Genomic DNA, 16,905 nt, shown 5'->3' with positions numbered 1-16,905 from the left:
GACGGCGAGGTCGCACTGGCCAGCACCCCAGGGCTGACGCTCCCGGTGACGTGGGCCTCGCGCTCGGAGGGGACGGGCCAGACCTCGACGCCAGAAGAACTGCTCGGAGCCGCCCACGCGGCCTGCTTCTCGATGGCGTTCGCCAAGGTGCTCGGCGACGAGGGCACACCTCCGGAGACGATCCAGGCGACCGCGGCCGTCACCTTCAGCCAGGGAACGGGGATCACCGGCAGCCACCTGCTCGTCAGTGCGACCGTGCCGGGACTCACCTCCGAACGCTTCGCCGAGCTCGCCGAGCAGGCGAAACAGAACTGCCCCGTCTCGGTGGCCCTCGCTGGGGTGACCGTCACCCTCGAAGCCTCGCTGGCCTGATCGTGCACGTCCTCATCGCCGGTGGGACCGGCCTGATCGGCACAGCGCTGTCCGCCCGCCTCCACGCCGACGGCCACCGCGTCTCCCTGCTCCGCCGCGGCGACGCCGACGGCCCCGGGCCCCGCTGGGACCCCGCGTCCGGGACCATCGACCCGTCGGCGCTCGACGGTGTCGACGCGGTCGTCAACCTCTCGGGTGCGAGCATCTCGACCATCCCCTGGACGCCGGGCAGGCGCAGGCGCATCCTCGACTCGAGGGTCGCGGCGACACGCACGCTCGTCGCCGCGATGCACAGGGCGGCCACGCCGCCCGCCGTGTTCGTGTCCGGCTCGGCGAGCGGCTACTACGGTTCGCGTCCGGGAGAACGGCTCGACGAGTCCTCGACGGCCGGCACCGGCTTCCTCGCCGACGTCTGCCGACGCTGGGAGGAGCAGGCGGTGCGCGCTCCCTCGGCCACGCGCACGGTCCTCGCCCGGACCGGCGTCGTCGTCCACCCCGACGCCGTGCTGCGCCCGCTCATCGCCCTCACGAAGGCGGGGGTCGCGGGCCCCCTCGGTCGCGGAACCCAGCACTGGCCGTGGGTGTCGCTCGACGACGAGGTCGCCGCTCTCGCCTTCGCCGTCACCACCGACGCGCTCCACGGGCCGTTGAACATCACCGGCCCGACGCCCGCGCGCGCCGACGACATCATGTTCCACCTCGCCCGACGCCTGGACCGGCCGTACCTGCTGCGGGCACCCCGGTTCGCGCTCAGGGCAGCGCTCGGCGAGGCGGCGGACGACCTCCTGCTGTCCGATCAGCTCATCGCATCCGATGCGCTTGTCTCGGCCGGCTTCGCCTTCAGCGTCGCGACGGCGGGCGAGGCGATCGATCGGGTCGTCCCCGCGCCGGACCGCCGCGGCTGAGTCGCAGCTCGTGCCCGCGACGACCGCTCAGCCGGAACGCTCCTCGGCGATGGCGCGTCGGACCGCGGCCCGCGCGCGCCTCCTGTCGCCCGCGGCGTCGTACACCAGGGCCAGCCGGAACCAGTCGCGCCAGTCCGCCCCCGGTGCGTCGACGGCCGCCCGGTAGCGGGGGAACACGCCGTCAGCGGCATCACGGTCGACACGACCGCTCGCGCGCACGGGAAGCTCCTCCTCGGGCAGGGCGCCCTCCCGCTCGAGCCGAACGCCGAGCCGCTCGGCCTGGACGCCGAAACGCCACTCGCGCACGAGCGCCCACACGCCGACGAGCGGGAGCACGAGCAGCGCCACACCCATCGCCACCGCGACCGGCTCCCCCGTCGCGATGAGCATCACGGCACGCTGACCCGCGACGACCAGGTAGACCAGGAGCAGAACCGCGAGGACCCCCGCCCCCACCTTTGCGCGCATCACTCCCCCGACGTCGCGAGCCGGAGACGGTCCAGACCGAGGAGCGCGTCGAGCCCGACGTGGACCCCGCGGAGCGACGGAAGCGCCTCGAGCGCCCTGATCACGCCGCCGCGGTACGCGTCATTGCTCACCGTGTCGTGCAGGATGCGCAGCTGCTCGCCCTCCCCGCCGAGGACGACCTCCTGCTGAGCCACCACTCCGTCCATCCGAAGACTGTGCACGGGGATCCCCGCGACGAGCTCGCCGCGGGCGCGCTGGTCGGCGTGCGGTGCGGCGACGGGGCCGCGCCCCCGTCGCGACTCGGCCATGAGCTCCGCGGTGCGCACCGCCGTGCCGCTCGGCGAGTCGACCTTGCTCTGCCGGTGCCGCTCGATGACCTCGATGGAGTCGAAGTGGCGCGCGGCGAGAGCGGCGAGTGTCGTCGCAACGACGGAGCCGAGAGAGAAGTTCGGGACGATGAGCACGGCGGAGCCGCTGTCGGCGACCCGCGCCTCCAGCTCGGCGACCCGCTCCGCCCCCCAACCGCTGGAGCCGACGAGCACGCGCGCTCCGGCGGAGAGGGCGTGCTCGACGACGCGCGGGCTCACCGTCGGGGTCGTGACGTCGACGACGATGTCCGCGCCGTCGACCTCGCTGAGGGCGCTCCGCGAGTCCAGCCCGGCGTGCAGCGTCAGCTCCGGGTGCTCGGAGACGACCTCGGTGATGAGCCGGCCCAGTTTTCCCGTGGCGCCGACGACGGCAACTCGCGTAGTCATGCCCCCAACGCTACCTGGTCGCCCGCGTGTTCTAGAGCGCGAGCGCTCCGGCGAGACCGGTGCGATCCTCCACGGGGATGTGGCCGAGGTCGTTGTAGCTGAGGAGGGTCCAGGGCCGTCCGGGCCGCTGCGCGATGACCGTCAACGCGCAGTGCGCCTGGGTCAGCGACATCCACCGCCACGCCGGCGCGCCGAGTGCCTCACGCACCAGCCAGCTGACCACGGAGTTGTGCGTGATGAGCAGTTCATGGCACTCCCCGCGCCGTGGCGCGAGGTACTCGGCCACAGCGTCGGCCATCTGCGCCGAGCCCGCCTCGATCTCCGCCTCGGTGACCGAGCCGAAGAACGGCTCGTACGCGGGGGGCATCCCGTCCGACGGCCCGGAGGGGATCGTGTCGAACAGCAGCGCCGACGGCTCCAGGCGGAGCGCAGGGAGGCGGGTGGCGAAGACCTCCGCCGTCTCCGAGGCCGGCTGCAGCGGCGAGAAGTGGGCGACATCCATGGGGACACCGCTCAGCCGGTCAGCCAGCAGGGCGGCCTGTCTGCGCCCCCTCGCCGACAGCGGCCCGTCCGACAGCCCGTGCTCGGCGTCCTGCTGCTCGCCGTGCCTGGCCAGGTAGATGTAGTGGTTCATCGATGCCCCGCCCCTGTGGTCGCCCGGTCCGAGGTGGAGCAGGCCCTGTCGCGTGCGAAGTCGTCGCCAACCGCACCCACCGCGGTGAGCACGGGCGTCCCCGCCGCGATCTCGGTGGCCAGCTCGGCGAGCTGAGCCCGGTCGACCTTCGCGAGCCGGGCGAGGGTGGCGTCGAGGTCGAGGAACTCCCCCGTCATCAGCTCCGCCCTGCCCAGTCGGGTCATCCGCGTGTCCGAGTCCTCCAGCGCCAGGGCGGCGCTTCCGGAGAGCTGGCCGAAGGCCCGGGCGATCTCCTGGTCGTCGACGCCGCGGTCGGCCAGGAGCAGGAACTGCTCCCAGAGACGGTCGGCGACCTCGCCCGCGTTCGCCGGGCTGCACGATGCGGCGAGCACGAAGGCGCCCTGGTCCGAGTAGCTGGGCGCGGAGGAGTACACCGAGTACGCCAGCCCCCTGCGCTCCCTGATGTCCTGGAACAGCCGCGAGGACATCCCCCCGCCGAGGACCGAGTTGAGCACCGACAGCGTCGCCCGCCGCGGGTCGGTGACAGCGAGCCCCGGCAGGCCGAGCATGAGGGTGCACTGCTCGATCGGTCGCGCGATCGCGTGGGCGCCCCCGTCGACGCGCACGGGCCCCTCGGGCATGGTGGCACGACGGGAGACGGGGGCCGCGTCGGGCGCGTCGGCCCAGGCCGTCGACGAGACGGCTGCCTCGATCAGCTCGCGCAGCTGCCCGTGGCTCACACCCCCTGCCGCGGTGACGACCAGCTGGCGCGGCGAGTAGCCGGAGCGGTAGTGCTCCCACACCGCGTCGCGCGCGGCGACGAGGATGTCGGCGCTCGTCCCGCCGATGGGCCGTGCGAGCGCGCTGCCGGCGAAGAGCCGGGCGAAGAGCCCCTCCGCGCAGACGGTGTTCGGGTCGTCCTCCCCCATGGCCAGCTCGTCGAGGATCACCCCGCGCTCGGTCTCGAACTCGACCTCGGACAGCAGCGAGTTGGCGAGCATGTCCACCATCACGTCGACGGCCATCGGCACGTCGAGGTCGCGCACCTTCGCGTAGTAGCAGGTGTACTCCTTGGCGGTGACGGCGTTGTGCTCGCCGCCGACGGCGTCGAAGGCGATCGCGATGTCGAGCGCGCTGCGGTTGCTCGTCCCCTTGAACAGCAGATGCTCGAGGAAGTGGGTGGAGCCCGCGGTGATGCCCCCGTCGGTACCGGTCCGCTCGTCCCTCGATCCGATCGGCACCCAGAATCCGAGGGTCACGCTGCGGGCGCCGGGAACGTGCTCGGTCAGGATGCGCAGCCCGTTGGCAAGGACCGACCTCTCGACGACGGCGTCCCCCGACGCCTCGAACCGCAGGGAGGGCTCGGTCAGGGGAAGAGCTACTGCACCGGTCACGGATCCAGCTTAGGGCAGCCGTCGACGACCGGACGAGCCAGAGGCGGCCACGTCGAGGGCGGCCCTGCCCCGCGGCGACAGCTCGAGGCGGGCCGCCGCCATGGCCTCGTCCAGCTGCCGCACGGAGCTCGAGCCGACGATCGCGCCGGTGATGCCCTGGCGGCCGAGCACCCAGGCGAGGGCGGCGGTCGCCGGCGCCACGCCGTGCTCGTCGGCGACGCGGTCGAGCGCGCGGAGGACCCGGAGCCCTCTGCGGTTCAGGTGCGCACCCGCGCGGGTCGAGCGGACCGACGCGGTCAGGTCCTGTCGCTGGCGGTACCGTCCGCTGAGGAAGCCGCTCTCCAGCGAGAAGTAGCTGAGCACCGACAGCCCCTGCGCCCTGGCCACCAGGCCGGTGTCCCCGTCGAACGCGTCCCGCGTGAGCAGGCTGTAGTGCAGCTGCAGCGAGGTGATGAGGGGGTAGCCGGCGCCGGCGAGAACCCGCGCCTCGACCAGGCGCTCGGCGGAGTAGGAGGTCACGCCGAGGGAGCCGACCTTGCCGCTGTCGATCAGCCAGCCGACCGTGCCGAGGACGTCCTCGAGCCGGGTCGCGCTGTCATCGACGTGGAGGTAGAGCTGGTTGATCCGGTCGACGCCGAGCCGCGTCAGGGAGGCCTCGACGGCCCTCACCAGCGAGACGGGTCCGAGGCCGGGCGCGTCGGGATGGCGCCCCACCTTGGTGGACACGAGGAAGCGCCCGGCGGCGTTCCGCCGACGCAGCCAGCTGCCGAGCATCACCTCGCTGCGGCCGCTCGCGTAGGAGTCGGCGACGTCGACGAGGTTGCCGCCCTCGTGGGCGTAGCGGTCGAGCAGCGCTCCCGCCAGCTCGTCTCCGATCGTCCAGCCGAAGGAGCTGCCGCCGAACACGACCGGGAACACCCGGTCGCCGGACGGGTTGAGCGGTCGGCTCAGCTCCTGGGCGGACACGGGCTCCCCGGGCGTCGACGACGAGGCGGGGGAAGAGGCGGATGGAACGCGGGGCGGCGCCGGGTCGCGACGAGCGGGCGCGGCGGCCTCATCCGTCGGCGCGGCCGCCTCCTCCGCCTGCACGGGGACGCCGGCGGTGAACGGTGCGACCGCCCGTGCCCATCGCGACGACATGCTGCCTCCGACCGTGGAGCCGACATGGGGGCGGCCCCTGCCTGTGACGATACTGCACCGCCCACGGTTCACCGCCCCTGCGATGTCGGCATTTCGGCGGACATGTTGCGCAGTCGCAACCTTCCCACGCGACGACGCCGGCGTCCCCGCATCGTGCGGGGACGCCGGCGTCGTCGACAAGCGGACTACTCGGCAGCGGCCTCCTCGGCCGTGCCCTCCTCCGCGATGACGGGGGCGAGCGAGAGCTTGCCCCGGTCATCGATCTTCGTGATCTCGACGAGGACCTTCTGGCCGACGCCGAGGACGTCCTCGACGTTCTCGACGCGCTTGCCCCCGGCGAGCTTGCGCACCTCGGAGATGTGCAGCAGGCCGTCCTTACCGGGAAGCAGCGAGACGAAGGCGCCGAAGGCGGCGATCTTCACGACCGTTCCGAGGAACTGCTCGCCGACCTCGGGGTTGGTCGGGTTGGCGATGGCGTTGACCTGGGCGCGGGCCGCCTCGGCCGAGGGGCCGTCGACGGCGCCGATGTAGACCGTACCGTCTTCCTCGATGGAGATGTCCGCACCGGTCTCGTCCTGGATGCCGTTGATCGTCTTGCCCTTGGGGCCGATCAGCTCGCCGATCTTGTCGACGGGGATCTGCACGCTGATGACGCGGGGCGCGGTGGGCGCCATCTCGTCGGGCGCGTCGATCGCCTGGTTGAGGACGGAGAGGATCGCCGTCCTGGCCTCCTTCGCCTGCGTCAGCGCCGCACCGAGGACCGAGGCGGGGATGCCGTCGAGCTTGGTGTCGAGCTGGATCGCGGTGACGAACTCGCTGGTGCCGGCGACCTTGAAGTCCATGTCGCCGAGCGCGTCCTCGGCGCCGAGGATGTCGGTCAGCGCGGCGTAGCGCGTCTGGCCGTCGACGACGTCGGACACGAGGCCCATCGCGATGCCGGCGACGGGTGCGCGCAGCGGCACGCCCGCGTTGAGCAGCGACAGCGTCGAGGCGCAGACGGAGCCCATCGAGGTCGAGCCGTTCGAGCCGAGCGCCTCGGAGACCTGACGGATCGCGTAGGGGAACTCGTTGCGGCTGGGCAGCACGGGCACGAGCGCGCGCTCGGCGAGGAAGCCGTGGCCGATCTCGCGACGCTTCGGGCTGCCGACACGACCGGTCTCACCGGTCGAGTAGGGCGGGAAGTTGTAGTGGTGCAGGTAGCGCTTGCTCGTCACGGGCGACAGCGAGTCGATCTGCTGCTCCATCTTGAGCATGTTCAGCGTGGTGACGCCGAGGATCTGCGTCTCGCCGCGCTGGAAGATCGCCGAACCGTGAACGCGCGGGATGACCTGCACCTCGGCGTCGAGCGGACGGATGTCCGCCAGGCCGCGGCCGTCGATGCGGACGCCGTCGGTGAGGATGCGGCCACGGACGACGCTCTTGGTGACGGCCTTGTAGGCGCCGGAGAACTGGGCGATCGCGCTCTCGTCGAGCTCGCCGGCCTCGACACGCTCGACGATCGCCGTCTTGACGCGGTCCTTGAGGGCGTCGTCGGCGTTCTGGCGCTCGATCTTGTCGGCGATCTGGTAGACGGAGGCGAGCTCGTCGTGCGCGAGCTCGCTCACGGCGGCGAGGTTCTCGTCGGTGTAGGGCAGGAAGACCGGGTAGTCGGCGACGGCCTTGGCCGCCTGACGGGCCAGGTCCTCCTGCGCCTTGACCAGCTGCGTGAGGAACGGCTTCGAGGCCTCCAGCCCCTGAGCGACGACGGCCTCATCGGGCTTGGTCGCGCCGGCCTGGATGAGGTCCCAGCTGTGCTCGGTCGCCTCGGCCTCGACCATCATGATGGCGATGTCCTCGTTGCCGTTCTCGTCGGTGACGAGACGGCCGGCCACGACGATGTCGAAGACGGCGTCCTCGAGCTGCGAGGCGGTGGGGAACGCGACCCACTGGCCGTTGATGAGCGCCAGGCGCACGGCGGCGATCGGGCCGGAGAACGGCAGACCGGAGATCTGCGTCGACGCCGAAGCGGCGTTGATCGCCAGCGCGTCGTAGAACTCGCCGGGAGCGATCGACAGCACGGTGATGACGACCTGGACCTCGTTGCGCAGACCGGTCACGAAGGACGGGCGCAGCGGCCGGTCGATGAGACGGCAGACGAGGATCGCCTCGGTCGAGGGGCGGCCCTCACGACGGAAGAACGAGCCGGGGATCTTGCCCGCGGCGTAGCTGCGCTCCTCGACGTCGACCGTCAGGGGGAAGAAGTCGAAGTTGTCCTTCGGGTGCTTCGAGGCGCTGGTGGCCGAGAGGAGCATGGTCTCCTCGTCCAGGTACGCCGCGACGGCTCCCTGCGCCTGCTGGGCCAGCCGGCCCGCCTCGAAACGGATGGTTCGTTTGCCGAACGAGCCGTTGTCGAGAACGGCCTCGGCGAATTTGATCTCGGGACCTTCCAAGGTCACATCTCCTTATGTTTGGGCGCGTCAACACCCGGCATGAGGAGCAGGATCGGCAGTACGTACTCAAGCGGTCATCGCGCGGTGTCCCGCGCGCAGCTTGGCTGATCTCCAGTAGAAGGACGCCATCCCGACCGGATGGAGAACCACCACCGAGGACCAGCTTCCTGCCGGCCTGCTCCGTATGATCCAGCCGCGTCGGACGACGCGACCTGGCCTCAGGCTAGCAGAGGAGCCCGGGCAGGCCCCGCTCCCCCGACGTGTCGGGGTCGGATTCCCTGACCCGTGTTCGGCGGGGCCGCGTTCGACGGGGTCAGTCGGTCGCCGCCCGGCCGTCGGACGAGGCCGACGCCGATGCGTCCGCCCTCTCCTGCCGGGCGATGACCGAGTTCCGTCGGCCGTAGAGGTAGTAGATGGCCACGCCGAGCAGAAGCCAGACGCCGAAGCGCAGCCAGGTATCGACGTGGAGGTTGAGCATCATCCAGAAGCACAGCACGGCGGAGATGATCGGGAGGACAGGAGAGAACGGGACCCGGAAGCCGCGCGTGAGCTCCGGACGCGTACGCCGGAGCACGATCACGCCGATGGAGACGAGGACGAAGGCCGAGAGCGTCCCGATGTTGATCATCTCCTCGAGCAGGTCAACCTCGGTCAGCCCCGCGAGGAGGGCGACGAGGATGCCGCCGCCGATCTGGATCCGCGCCGGGGTCCTGCGCTTGTCGCTCGTCTTGCTCCAGCTTCGCGGCAGCAGGCCGTCGCGACTCATGGCGAACACGATGCGTGCCAGACCCAGCAACAGCACCATGATGACCGTCGTCAAGCCGGCGAGGCTGCCGAGGGAGATGATCTGGCCCGCCCAGCCCGCGCCGACCGAGACGAATGCGGTCGCGAGGGACGGGTCCTCCGCCTGCGCCAGCTCCGTGTACGGGACCATGCCGGTGAGCACGAGCGAGACGCCGACGTAGAGGACGGACACCAGCACGAGGCCGCCGATGATGCCCCGCGGCAGGGTCCGCTGAGGGTTCTTGGTCTCCTCGGCGCTGGTGGCGACGACGTCGAAACCAATGAAGGCGAAGAACACGAGGGCCATGGCCGAGAGCATCCCGAAGATGCCGTATTGGGCGGGCGCCTGTCCGGTGAGGAACGCGAACAGCGACTGCGTCATCACGCTGCCCTCGCCCTGCTCGGCGGGGATGGCCGGCGGGATGAAGGGCGAGTAGTTCGCCGGGTTGATGAAGAACGCCCCCGCCACGATCACGAACACGACGATCGCCACCTTGATGATGGTGAACACGGAGGACACCCGCGACGACAGCTTCGTGCCGAGCACGAGAAGGACGGTGAAGACGGTGACGATGAGGAAGGGCCCCCAGGTCAGGGTCACGCCGCCGAGCTGGATCGTCGCCGGGACGTCCCAGCCACCGATCTCGAACACGGTGGAGAGGTAGATGCCCCAGTACTTGGCGACGACCGCGGCGGCCGTGAGCATCTCGAGGATGAGGTCCCAGCCGATGATCCAGGCCAGCAGCTCACCCATCGTCGCGTAGGTGAAGGTATACGCGCTCCCGGCCACGGGGACGGTGGAGGCGAACTCCGCGTAGCACATGATCGCCAGGCCGCAGATGAGCGCCGCGAGGACGAACGACAGCGAGACGGACGGGCCGGCGTACGCCCCGGCCGCCTTCGCCCCGACCGAGAAGATTCCGGCGCCGACGGCGACGGCCACCCCCATGACCATGATGTCCCAGGTGCCGAGCGTGCGTTTCAGCGAGCGGCCGTCCAGCCCCGCGTCCGCGATGGATGCCTCGATGCTCTTGACCCGACGAAACGCCATTGCGCTACCTCCCCCACCCGCCGAAGCGGTCGATCCCCTGTCCGGCGGACGCCGGTGTCCGCGCTCCGCGCGCAACGATTGCTCCACACTAGTGCCAGCGCGCCCCGCACGACCAGCGGCCGTCCGGAGCCGGACGCACCACGGCCGCCACGACACGGCGGGGCGGGTGAGGCACCGGTCGCGCGGCCCACGGTTCGGTCGGCGGCGCAACGAGAAGGGGCCGCCATCCGTGGATGACGACCCCTCGGGCCTCGGCGGGTGTACCCGCAGCGGGGTGCGCCTAGCGGCGCAGCCCCAGGCGCTCGATCAGCGAGCGGTAGCGGCTGATGTCGATGTCCTGGAGGTAGCCCAGGAGACGACGACGCTGACCCACCAGCAGGAGCAGGCCACGACGGGAGTGGTGGTCGTGCTTGTGCTGCTTGAGGTGCTCGGTCAGGTCCTTGATCCGGGCCGACATGATCGCGACCTGGACCTCGGGGGATCCGGTGTCACCGGGGTGGGTTGCGTACTCGTCGATGATCGCCTTCTTGGCCTGTGCGTCGATAGCCATAAAGGATCCCCTTTCGTTCGTTGCGCGGTGCCGCCAGCCGAATGCTGAGGCGCTCTTTATCCGCGGCCGTTTTACGGCAACTGGACAACCTTAGCAGACCGGCTCACTCCTCCAACACCAGTCCGCGCTGGTCTCGCAGCAGCAGCGCGGCCGCCGCCGCGACGGCGAACACGACGGCGAACACGACGAACAGCAGCGCGGTCCCGCCGGCATCCCTCAGCACCGGGACCAGCAGGGGCGCGATGATCGACGCGATCCGGCCGACGCCCGCGGCCCAGCCGGACCCTGTGCCCCTGAGCCGTGTCGGGTAGAGCTCGGGGGTGACCGCGTACAGGGCACCCCAGGCGCCGAGGTTGAAGAAGGACAGCGCCATCCCCGCGATGAGGATCTCCGACTCGCCTCCCGCCTGCCCGAAGAAGACCGCCGAGACGGCCGAGCCCACGAGGAAGAGCGCGAGTGTCCGCCCCCTGCCCAGCTTCTCGACCAGGAACGCCGAGGCCGCATAGCCCGGCAGCTGGGCGAGCGTGATGATAAGCGTGTACTCGAACGACTTCACCAGGTCGAAGCCCGCGGCGACGATGATGGTCGGCAGCCAGATGAAGGCGCCGTAGTAGGAGAAGTTGACGCAGAACCAGACCAGCCACAGTGCCGCGGTCTGCACCCGAAGGCGCGGGGCGAAAAGCGCGCCGAGGCGGCCGCCCGCGGATTCCGTCACCGGGGAGGGGCTGCTCGGCGCCGCTGCACTATTCGGCGCCGCCGCATCGCTCGGCGCCGCCGCATCGCTCGGGGCCGCCGCAACGCTCGGGGCCGCCGCTCCGTCAACGACGCGGGCGCCGGACGGCGACGCGGAGGCCTCGAACCGCCGGACCACGCGCTCCGCTTCCTCGTGCCTCCCCTTCGACTCCAGGAAGCGCACCGACTCCGGCAGTCCCCACCTGACCACGACCGCGTACAGCGCCGGCACCGTGCCGATCAGGAACGCCCACCGCCAGCCGTGGTCCCCCACGGGCACGACGAGGTAGCCGATGATCGCGGCGGCGAGCCAGCCCACCGCCCAGAACGCCTCGAGCAGGACGATCACGCGGCCGCGGATGCGCGGCGGTGCGAACTCGCTCATCAGCGTCGAGGCGACGGGCAGCTCGGCGCCGAGCCCCAGGCCGACGACGAAGCGCAGCGCGATGAGCACCCCGACCGACCAGGCGAGCGCCGAGGCGCCCGTCGCGATACCGAAGATCAGGAGCGTCACGGCGAACACCTGGCGTCGACCGATGCGGTCGGCGAGCAGCCCGCCGAGGCTCGCGCCGAGCGCCATGCCGACGAAGCCGGCCGAGGCGATCCAGCTGAGCTCCGCGGGACTGGCGTTCCAGGTGACGGCCAGCTGCGCGAGGACGAACGAGATCAGCCCGACGTCCATGGCGTCCAGCGCCCAGCCGAGTCCTGAACCGAGGAACACACGACGGTGCTCGCGGGTGAACGGGAGAGCATCGAGCCTGTCGACGCGCTCGCTGCGGGCCGCGGCGCCCGCCTGATGAGTTGAGGTCATTTAGACATTATCTATGCCTCCTCGTCGCCGCCGCCACCCCGCTGCCGAAAAAACTGTCCCTGGACGCCGGCCAGGCGCGCGATCAGAGCACGGCGGCCAGCCCGGCACGCCCCTCGGCGCTCAGCCGGAGTTCACGTCGAGCAGGGCCGAGCAGAAGCCAACCGCGCGCGGTCAACGTCGCCAGCAGCGCGTCAGCCGCGGGACCGGCCAGGTGCTCGCGGCGCTCCGTCCAGTCCATGCACGGCCGCAGCAGGGGGCGCCCCGACTCCGCCGGAAGGTCGACGCCGATGCCGGCGAACCACGTCCGGCCCGACTCCGTGAGCGCCCACGTCCCGTCCACCTGCCCGCCGGACCGGAGTCCGTCGCACAGCGCGACCCCCAGGCGGCCGGCCAGATGGCGGTAGCAGCTGCGGGCCTCCCTCAGGGCCCGGTCAGCACGCTGCGCACTCCACGAGTGCTCGGCCGGGCGGACGACGGCGGAGAACGCGGCGAGCGCCTCCACCATCTCGGCCACCGCAGGGTCAGCGATCCGCACGTAACGGTGCCTGCCCTGCCGGTTCTCGACGAGGAGGCCCGCGTCGACGAGGCGATGCAGGTGCTCGGTGACCGTCGGCGGGGACACCGCGAGCCCGCGGGCCAGCTCCGTCGGCGTCCAGGCCCGGCCGTCCAGCATCGCGACCAGCATCGACGCCCGTGTCTCGTTGGCCAGCAATGCGGCCGTCGCGGCCAGCTCCGGAGTGCTCGTCCCGTCCATGCCCGCAGTCTAAGCAGGCGACGCTTCGGTGATCGCCGAAGCCTCGGCCGCGGACACTGGTCACATGCAGCCGACCATCACGATCACCCCGTCCGTCCTCTACTTCGGCAGCCAGGTCCTGCTGCTGAGCACCCTCATGCCCGACGGCGCGACGAACATCACGCCGATCTCCTCTGGCTGGGCACTCGGGGACAGCTACGTGCTCGGGCTCGGTCTCAACGGACAGGCGGCCCGCAATCTCGCGTTGCACGACCGGCTGGTGATCAACATCCCCGATGCGTCGCAGGTCGACGCCGTCGAGCGCATCGCGCCGACGACGGGGGCACGCGAGGTCCCGGCGGCCAAGAGGGCACGGTTCCGCCACGAGCCGGACAAGTGGACGCTCGGCGGCTTCACGCCTCGGGCGAGCGAGCTCGTCCGGCCGGTGCGGATCGCCGAGTGCCCCGTCCAGATGGAGGCCGCCGTGACCCGCACGACTCCGGTCGGCGTCGACGGGGAGGCGGTCGCGGTCGAGGTGCGCGTCCTCCGAACGCACGCCCACGCCGCCATCGTCGAGCAGGGCACATCCCACATCGACCTGCGCGCCTGGCGGCCCATGTACTACACCTTCCGCCACTACATCGCCCAGGGCGAGGAGGTCGGCGTCAGCTTCCGCGCGGAGCAGTGAGCCCCACCGCGACAAGTCCCCTCCCCCGGGCCGGGTGGCCCGTGCTCAGGCCGCGTCGATCAGCTCGGAGAGCAGCTCCACACCGCGCACGCGTGCCGCAGCCGCCCGCGGGTCCTCGCCGCGCCTGTCGCCGGCGACCAGCGAGACCATGACCTCGTCGACGCCGAAGTACTCGGCGCGGACGCGCAGCTGGTCGGCGACCGAAGCGGCGTCGCCGATGATCCAGTCGTCGCGCATCCGATCCACCATCTCCTGCTGCAGCGCGGTGAGCGAGGCGGCGAGGGCGTCCTCGACGAGCGGGAGCCGGCCGAGGCGCTCGTTGCTCCGCAGCCGTGCCATCTGCTGGAGCTGCGGCACGGCACGGGCCTCGGCCTCCTCGGTCGTGTCGGCCACGACGACGTTGGCGGTGATGAAGCTGCGCGGCTCGGCGGCGTACTCGGACGGCGTGAAGCCGCCGCGGTAGGCCTGCAGCGCCGCGTCCGCACCGGTCGCGGAGAAGTGGTGCGCGAACACGTAGGGCAGGCCAAGCTGCGCGGCGAGCCGGGCACTGTAATCGCTCGACCCGAGCAGCCACACCGTGGGCCTGGCGGTCGCCAGCGGCGTGGAGTGCAGCTCGTACGGTCGGTCGGAGGACAGCCGCACGTTCGCCCCCTCCGCGTCGAGCAGAGCAAGGATGTCGGCGACGTGGTCGGGGAAGCGCGCGGCGCCCGACGCCGCGCCCTGACCGGTCAGCACCGCGGTCACGACGGGGTCGCTGCCCGGCGCGCGACCGAGCCCCAGATCGATGCGGCCGGGGGCCATGGCCTCGAGCAGCGCGAACTGCTCCGCCACGACCAGTGGAGCGTGGTTGGGGAGCATCACGCCTCCCGAGCCGATCCTGATCTTCTCCGTCGCGGCGATAGCGGCCGCTCCGAGCACCGCGGGGCTGGTCGAGGCCACCGAGGGCATGTTGTGGTGCTCCGCGAACCAGTAGCGGGTGAACCCCGCACGGTCGGCAGCCACCAGCACGGCCGTCGAGGCGGCGATGGCGTCGGCGCTGCTCTGTGCCGAGGACACGGGGACGAGGTCGAGAACGGACAGCTTCATGAAAAATCCTCCCCCGCTGGCAACGGCTCCGGCTCCGACTGCATTCCCGGAGGCGGCGAAGGCGTGTCGCGCCGTTCCGTGCGCCGACGGACGACGGCGTCCGACCCCTCCGTCCGTCGCGGAGGCGGGGTCGGACGCCGTCAGTCGACAGTCGTCAGTCGTCAGTCGTCAGTCGTCAGTCGACCAGGGTCGAGTGCATGCGGATGTCACCGAGCGCGTCCCGCCCACCGAGCCCGCCCAGCTCGACGATCACCGAGACGCCGGCGAGCCGATACCCCGCCCTGGCCACCAGACGCGCGGTGGCCGCAGCGCTGCCGCCCGTGGCGAGCACATCGTCCACGACAAGGACGCGCGTCGACTCGTCCAGGCGCCGCGGGGCCATCTCCAGGACGGCCGAACCGTACTCGAGCGAGTACTCCTCGCTCAGCACGGGCGGAGGGAGCTTGCCGCGCTTGCGGGCGACGAGGACCGGCACACCGCGGCGGACGCCGATCGCCGCAGCGAGCAGGAAGCCCCGCGACTCGATCCCGAGGACCGCATCGAACGCGCCCTCGAACGGCGACGCCAGCTCGTCCGTCACCGCACGGAACGCCTCGACGTCCTCGAAGACCGGCGTGAGGTCCCGGAACAGGATGCCCGGCGCCGGGAAGTCCCTGACGTGGACGCTCAGCCGGTGGACGGCGTCGGACGCAGCGCTCACGCGACGTCGAGCAGGTCGATCACGAAGATCAGGGTCTGCCCGCCGAGCGGGTGGCCGGAACCGGCGGGGCCGTAGGCGAGCTCCGGCGGCACGCTCAGCTGGCGGCGACCGCCGACGCGCATGCCGGGGATCCCCTGCTGCCAGCCGGCGATGAGGCGCGACAGCGGGAAGCGGATCGACTCGCCCCTGCTCCAGGACGAGTCGAACTCCTCGCCCGACTCGTGGCTGACGCCGAGGTAGTGGACGTCCACGACGGAGGAGGCCTGCGCCTCCGCGCCGTCGCCGACGATCAGGTCGACGACCTCGAGCGTCTCCGGCGCGGGGCCGGTGGGGGCGTCGATCTCGGGACGGGTGCGGTTGGTCTCAGTCATGGCTCCATCCAATCCCGTCGAGGGCCGCCGGTCAAAACCGGTTCCACCGGGGAGTCGCCCGAGGGCGCCGTCCGACTCAGGGCCCCAGCAGCACCTGCCTGGCGTCGACGACGCGACCGAGCAGGACCCGCTCCCTGGCGACGTCCTGCTCGCGCAGTGTCTGACGGGTGCCGGTGAGGATCCGCTGCCGGGTGAAGGCCAGCCGGACTGCCGCCGTCGTGAACTGCTGCATCGCCGCACGCTTGTTCCCCGGCAGGGTGCGCGCCCACGCCGAGGCCTGACGCCGACCGCTCCAGCTGGCCAGCATGTGCACCTCCCCCGCCGTGAACCAGCCCGCCTGCTGATACTCGGACAGTCGCTCGCGGGTGATCTGCACCTCTTCCCTCCGCAGGAGCACGACGAGCCAGATCGCGAACGCGAAGAGCGGGATCTGAACGAGTGTGACGTAGAGCACGTACTGAGGAAGAGTCGCGACGGCGAACAGCGCACCGTTCCAGAGCGCGTGCAGACCGACGGCTCCCGCGTAGCCGACGAGGAGCCACCACCAACGACGCGCGGTCGTCGAACGGATCGACACGCCCCACGCCAGACCGAGCACGGCACTGAACACCACATGCGCGAACGGGGAGATCACCGCCCGGACGACGAAGGTGGCGCCGAGTCCTGCCGGACCGTTGCTGGCCAGAGCGTCGGCGAAGTAGATGATGTTCTCGGTGAAGGCGAACCCGGAGGCGATGACGGCTCCGTAGACGAGGCCGTCGAGCGGGCCGTCCACCTGCCGCCTGGCGACGAGGAAGATCACCATGAGCCCGAGGCCCTTCGCGAACTCCTCGACCAGCGGCGCCTGAACGACGGAGAGCACCAGCTCGCGCTGAGCGCCGACGCCCACGGCGACGAGCCCCGCGTCGACGAGGAGCGCCAGGATGACGGCCGCCCCCGCACCCCACAGGAAGCCGAGAAGGAGCAGCCTCCGCGGCTCCGGCTCCCAGCGGTCGACCCACGCCAGCACGAGCAGCACCGCCGCCAGCGGCACGAGCGCCGCGAGGAAGGCGGGGACCAGCAGGGAGCCGCCCAACCGCTCGAACAGGGCGAGCACGACGGCGAGCAGGAGGAACGCGAGGACGCCGATCACCACGGAGATGATGATCGTGCGCGAGAGCACGGGACGAACCGGCTCCGTCCAGACGGCCTGCGGGCGCGACTCCGACGTCGGGGTCTCGGAGTCCATCGTGCGCCGCCGGGCCAGACCGTCGGTGGGCTGAACCGGTCGGGCACCGGAACGGGGGGTCTGCATTTCACTAGA

The 16,905-nt window shown here is 71.4% G+C and carries 16 protein-coding genes and 1 pseudogene; 3 read left to right on the top strand and 14 right to left on the bottom strand.

The window, feature by feature from the left end; genetic code table 11:
• Both FM119_RS12285 and FM119_RS12280 read left to right on the top strand, forming a co-directional pair.
• Nucleotides 1–372: OsmC family peroxiredoxin (locus FM119_RS12285; protein ID WP_143822713.1), on the top strand; the 372-nt coding region annotated here is incomplete at its 5' end.
• 2 nt (nt 373–374) lie between these two features.
• The gene (locus FM119_RS12280) at nt 375–1,277 is read left to right on the top strand and encodes a TIGR01777 family oxidoreductase (protein WP_087138442.1); all 903 of its coding nucleotides are present in this window, start codon (nt 375–377) and stop codon (nt 1,275–1,277) included.
• A 27-nt stretch (nt 1,278–1,304) separates the two neighbouring features.
• Here FM119_RS12280 and FM119_RS12275 read toward each other — a convergent pair whose 3' ends face one another.
• The 10 genes and pseudogenes from FM119_RS12275 to FM119_RS12230 all read right to left on the bottom strand — a co-directional run bounded on the left by FM119_RS12275 (nt 1,305) and on the right by FM119_RS12230 (nt 12,778).
• Entirely contained in the window at nt 1,305–1,745 is a 441-nt protein-coding gene (locus FM119_RS12275) for a hypothetical protein (RefSeq protein WP_087138441.1), read from the bottom strand.
• Nucleotides 1,687–2,500: pseudogene (dapB, locus tag FM119_RS12270) on the bottom strand (4-hydroxy-tetrahydrodipicolinate reductase); the annotation flags it as partial. The pseudogene dapB and the gene FM119_RS12275, both read right to left, overlap by 59 nt.
• Before the next feature lie 31 nt (nt 2,501–2,531).
• Nucleotides 2,532–3,134: a histidine phosphatase family protein gene (locus FM119_RS12265; RefSeq protein ID WP_087138439.1), complete on the bottom strand. Its 603-nt coding sequence runs from the start codon at nt 3,132–3,134 to the stop codon at nt 2,532–2,534.
• Complete coding sequence (locus tag FM119_RS12260; RefSeq protein ID WP_087138438.1) at nt 3,131–4,528, bottom strand: M16 family metallopeptidase; 1,398 nt, start codon at nt 4,526–4,528, stop codon at nt 3,131–3,133. The genes FM119_RS12265 and FM119_RS12260 overlap by 4 nt, the downstream gene beginning before the upstream one ends.
• Nucleotides 4,529–4,537: 9 nt before the next feature.
• Nucleotides 4,538–5,668 (bottom strand): aldo/keto reductase, encoded by a 1,131-nt coding sequence (locus tag FM119_RS12255; RefSeq protein ID WP_087138437.1) that lies wholly within the window; start codon nt 5,666–5,668, stop codon nt 4,538–4,540.
• 185 nt (nt 5,669–5,853) lie between these two features.
• Nucleotides 5,854–8,097 (bottom strand): polyribonucleotide nucleotidyltransferase, encoded by a 2,244-nt coding sequence (locus FM119_RS12250; protein ID WP_087138449.1) that lies wholly within the window; start codon nt 8,095–8,097, stop codon nt 5,854–5,856.
• A gap of 313 nt (nt 8,098–8,410) precedes the next feature.
• Entirely contained in the window at nt 8,411–9,931 is a 1,521-nt protein-coding gene (locus tag FM119_RS12245; protein ID WP_087138436.1) for an amino acid permease, read from the bottom strand.
• 280 nt (nt 9,932–10,211) lie between these two features.
• Nucleotides 10,212–10,481, bottom strand: coding sequence for a 30S ribosomal protein S15 (rpsO, locus tag FM119_RS12240; protein ID WP_087138435.1), 270 nt, complete (start codon nt 10,479–10,481; stop codon nt 10,212–10,214).
• Between the two features lie 103 nt (nt 10,482–10,584).
• Nucleotides 10,585–12,024, bottom strand: a complete 1,440-nt coding sequence (locus FM119_RS12235) for an MFS transporter (RefSeq protein WP_087138434.1) — start codon at nt 12,022–12,024, stop codon at nt 10,585–10,587.
• Between the two features lie 82 nt (nt 12,025–12,106).
• The gene (locus FM119_RS12230; RefSeq protein WP_087138433.1) at nt 12,107–12,778 is read right to left on the bottom strand and encodes an ArsR/SmtB family transcription factor; all 672 of its coding nucleotides are present in this window, start codon (nt 12,776–12,778) and stop codon (nt 12,107–12,109) included.
• A 64-nt stretch (nt 12,779–12,842) separates the two neighbouring features.
• Between FM119_RS12230 and FM119_RS12225 the strand changes: the two genes are divergently transcribed.
• Nucleotides 12,843–13,445 carry a flavin reductase family protein gene (locus FM119_RS12225; RefSeq protein WP_087138448.1) on the top strand — a complete coding sequence of 201 codons (603 nt, stop codon included), beginning with the start codon at nt 12,843–12,845 and terminating at the stop codon, nt 13,443–13,445.
• A 45-nt stretch (nt 13,446–13,490) separates the two neighbouring features.
• On the opposite strand, the gene FM119_RS12220 is transcribed toward FM119_RS12225, so the two are convergent.
• The 4 genes from FM119_RS12220 to FM119_RS12205 all read right to left on the bottom strand — a co-directional run bounded on the left by FM119_RS12220 (nt 13,491) and on the right by FM119_RS12205 (nt 16,896).
• Nucleotides 13,491–14,531 carry an LLM class flavin-dependent oxidoreductase gene (locus FM119_RS12220; protein WP_087138432.1) on the bottom strand — a complete coding sequence of 347 codons (1,041 nt, stop codon included), beginning with the start codon at nt 14,529–14,531 and terminating at the stop codon, nt 13,491–13,493.
• Nucleotides 14,532–14,706: 175 nt separating this feature from the next.
• Nucleotides 14,707–15,231: an adenine phosphoribosyltransferase gene (locus FM119_RS12215; RefSeq protein ID WP_087138431.1), complete on the bottom strand. Its 525-nt coding sequence runs from the start codon at nt 15,229–15,231 to the stop codon at nt 14,707–14,709.
• Nucleotides 15,228–15,602 carry an FKBP-type peptidyl-prolyl cis-trans isomerase gene (locus tag FM119_RS12210; protein ID WP_087138430.1) on the bottom strand — a complete coding sequence of 125 codons (375 nt, stop codon included), beginning with the start codon at nt 15,600–15,602 and terminating at the stop codon, nt 15,228–15,230. The genes FM119_RS12215 and FM119_RS12210 overlap by 4 nt, the downstream gene beginning before the upstream one ends.
• 76 nt (nt 15,603–15,678) lie before the next feature.
• Nucleotides 15,679–16,896, bottom strand: a complete 1,218-nt coding sequence (locus FM119_RS12205) for a PrsW family intramembrane metalloprotease (protein WP_143822712.1) — start codon at nt 16,894–16,896, stop codon at nt 15,679–15,681.
• Nucleotides 16,897–16,905 lie beyond the last annotated feature (9 nt).

The organism is Mycetocola reblochoni REB411 (assembly GCF_900163835.1).
Classification (GTDB): Bacteria; Actinomycetota; Actinomycetes; order Actinomycetales; family Microbacteriaceae; genus Mycetocola_B; species Mycetocola_B reblochoni.
Note: the sequence above shows the minus strand (reverse complement) of the source record. Positions and strands in the feature narration are given on the sequence as shown.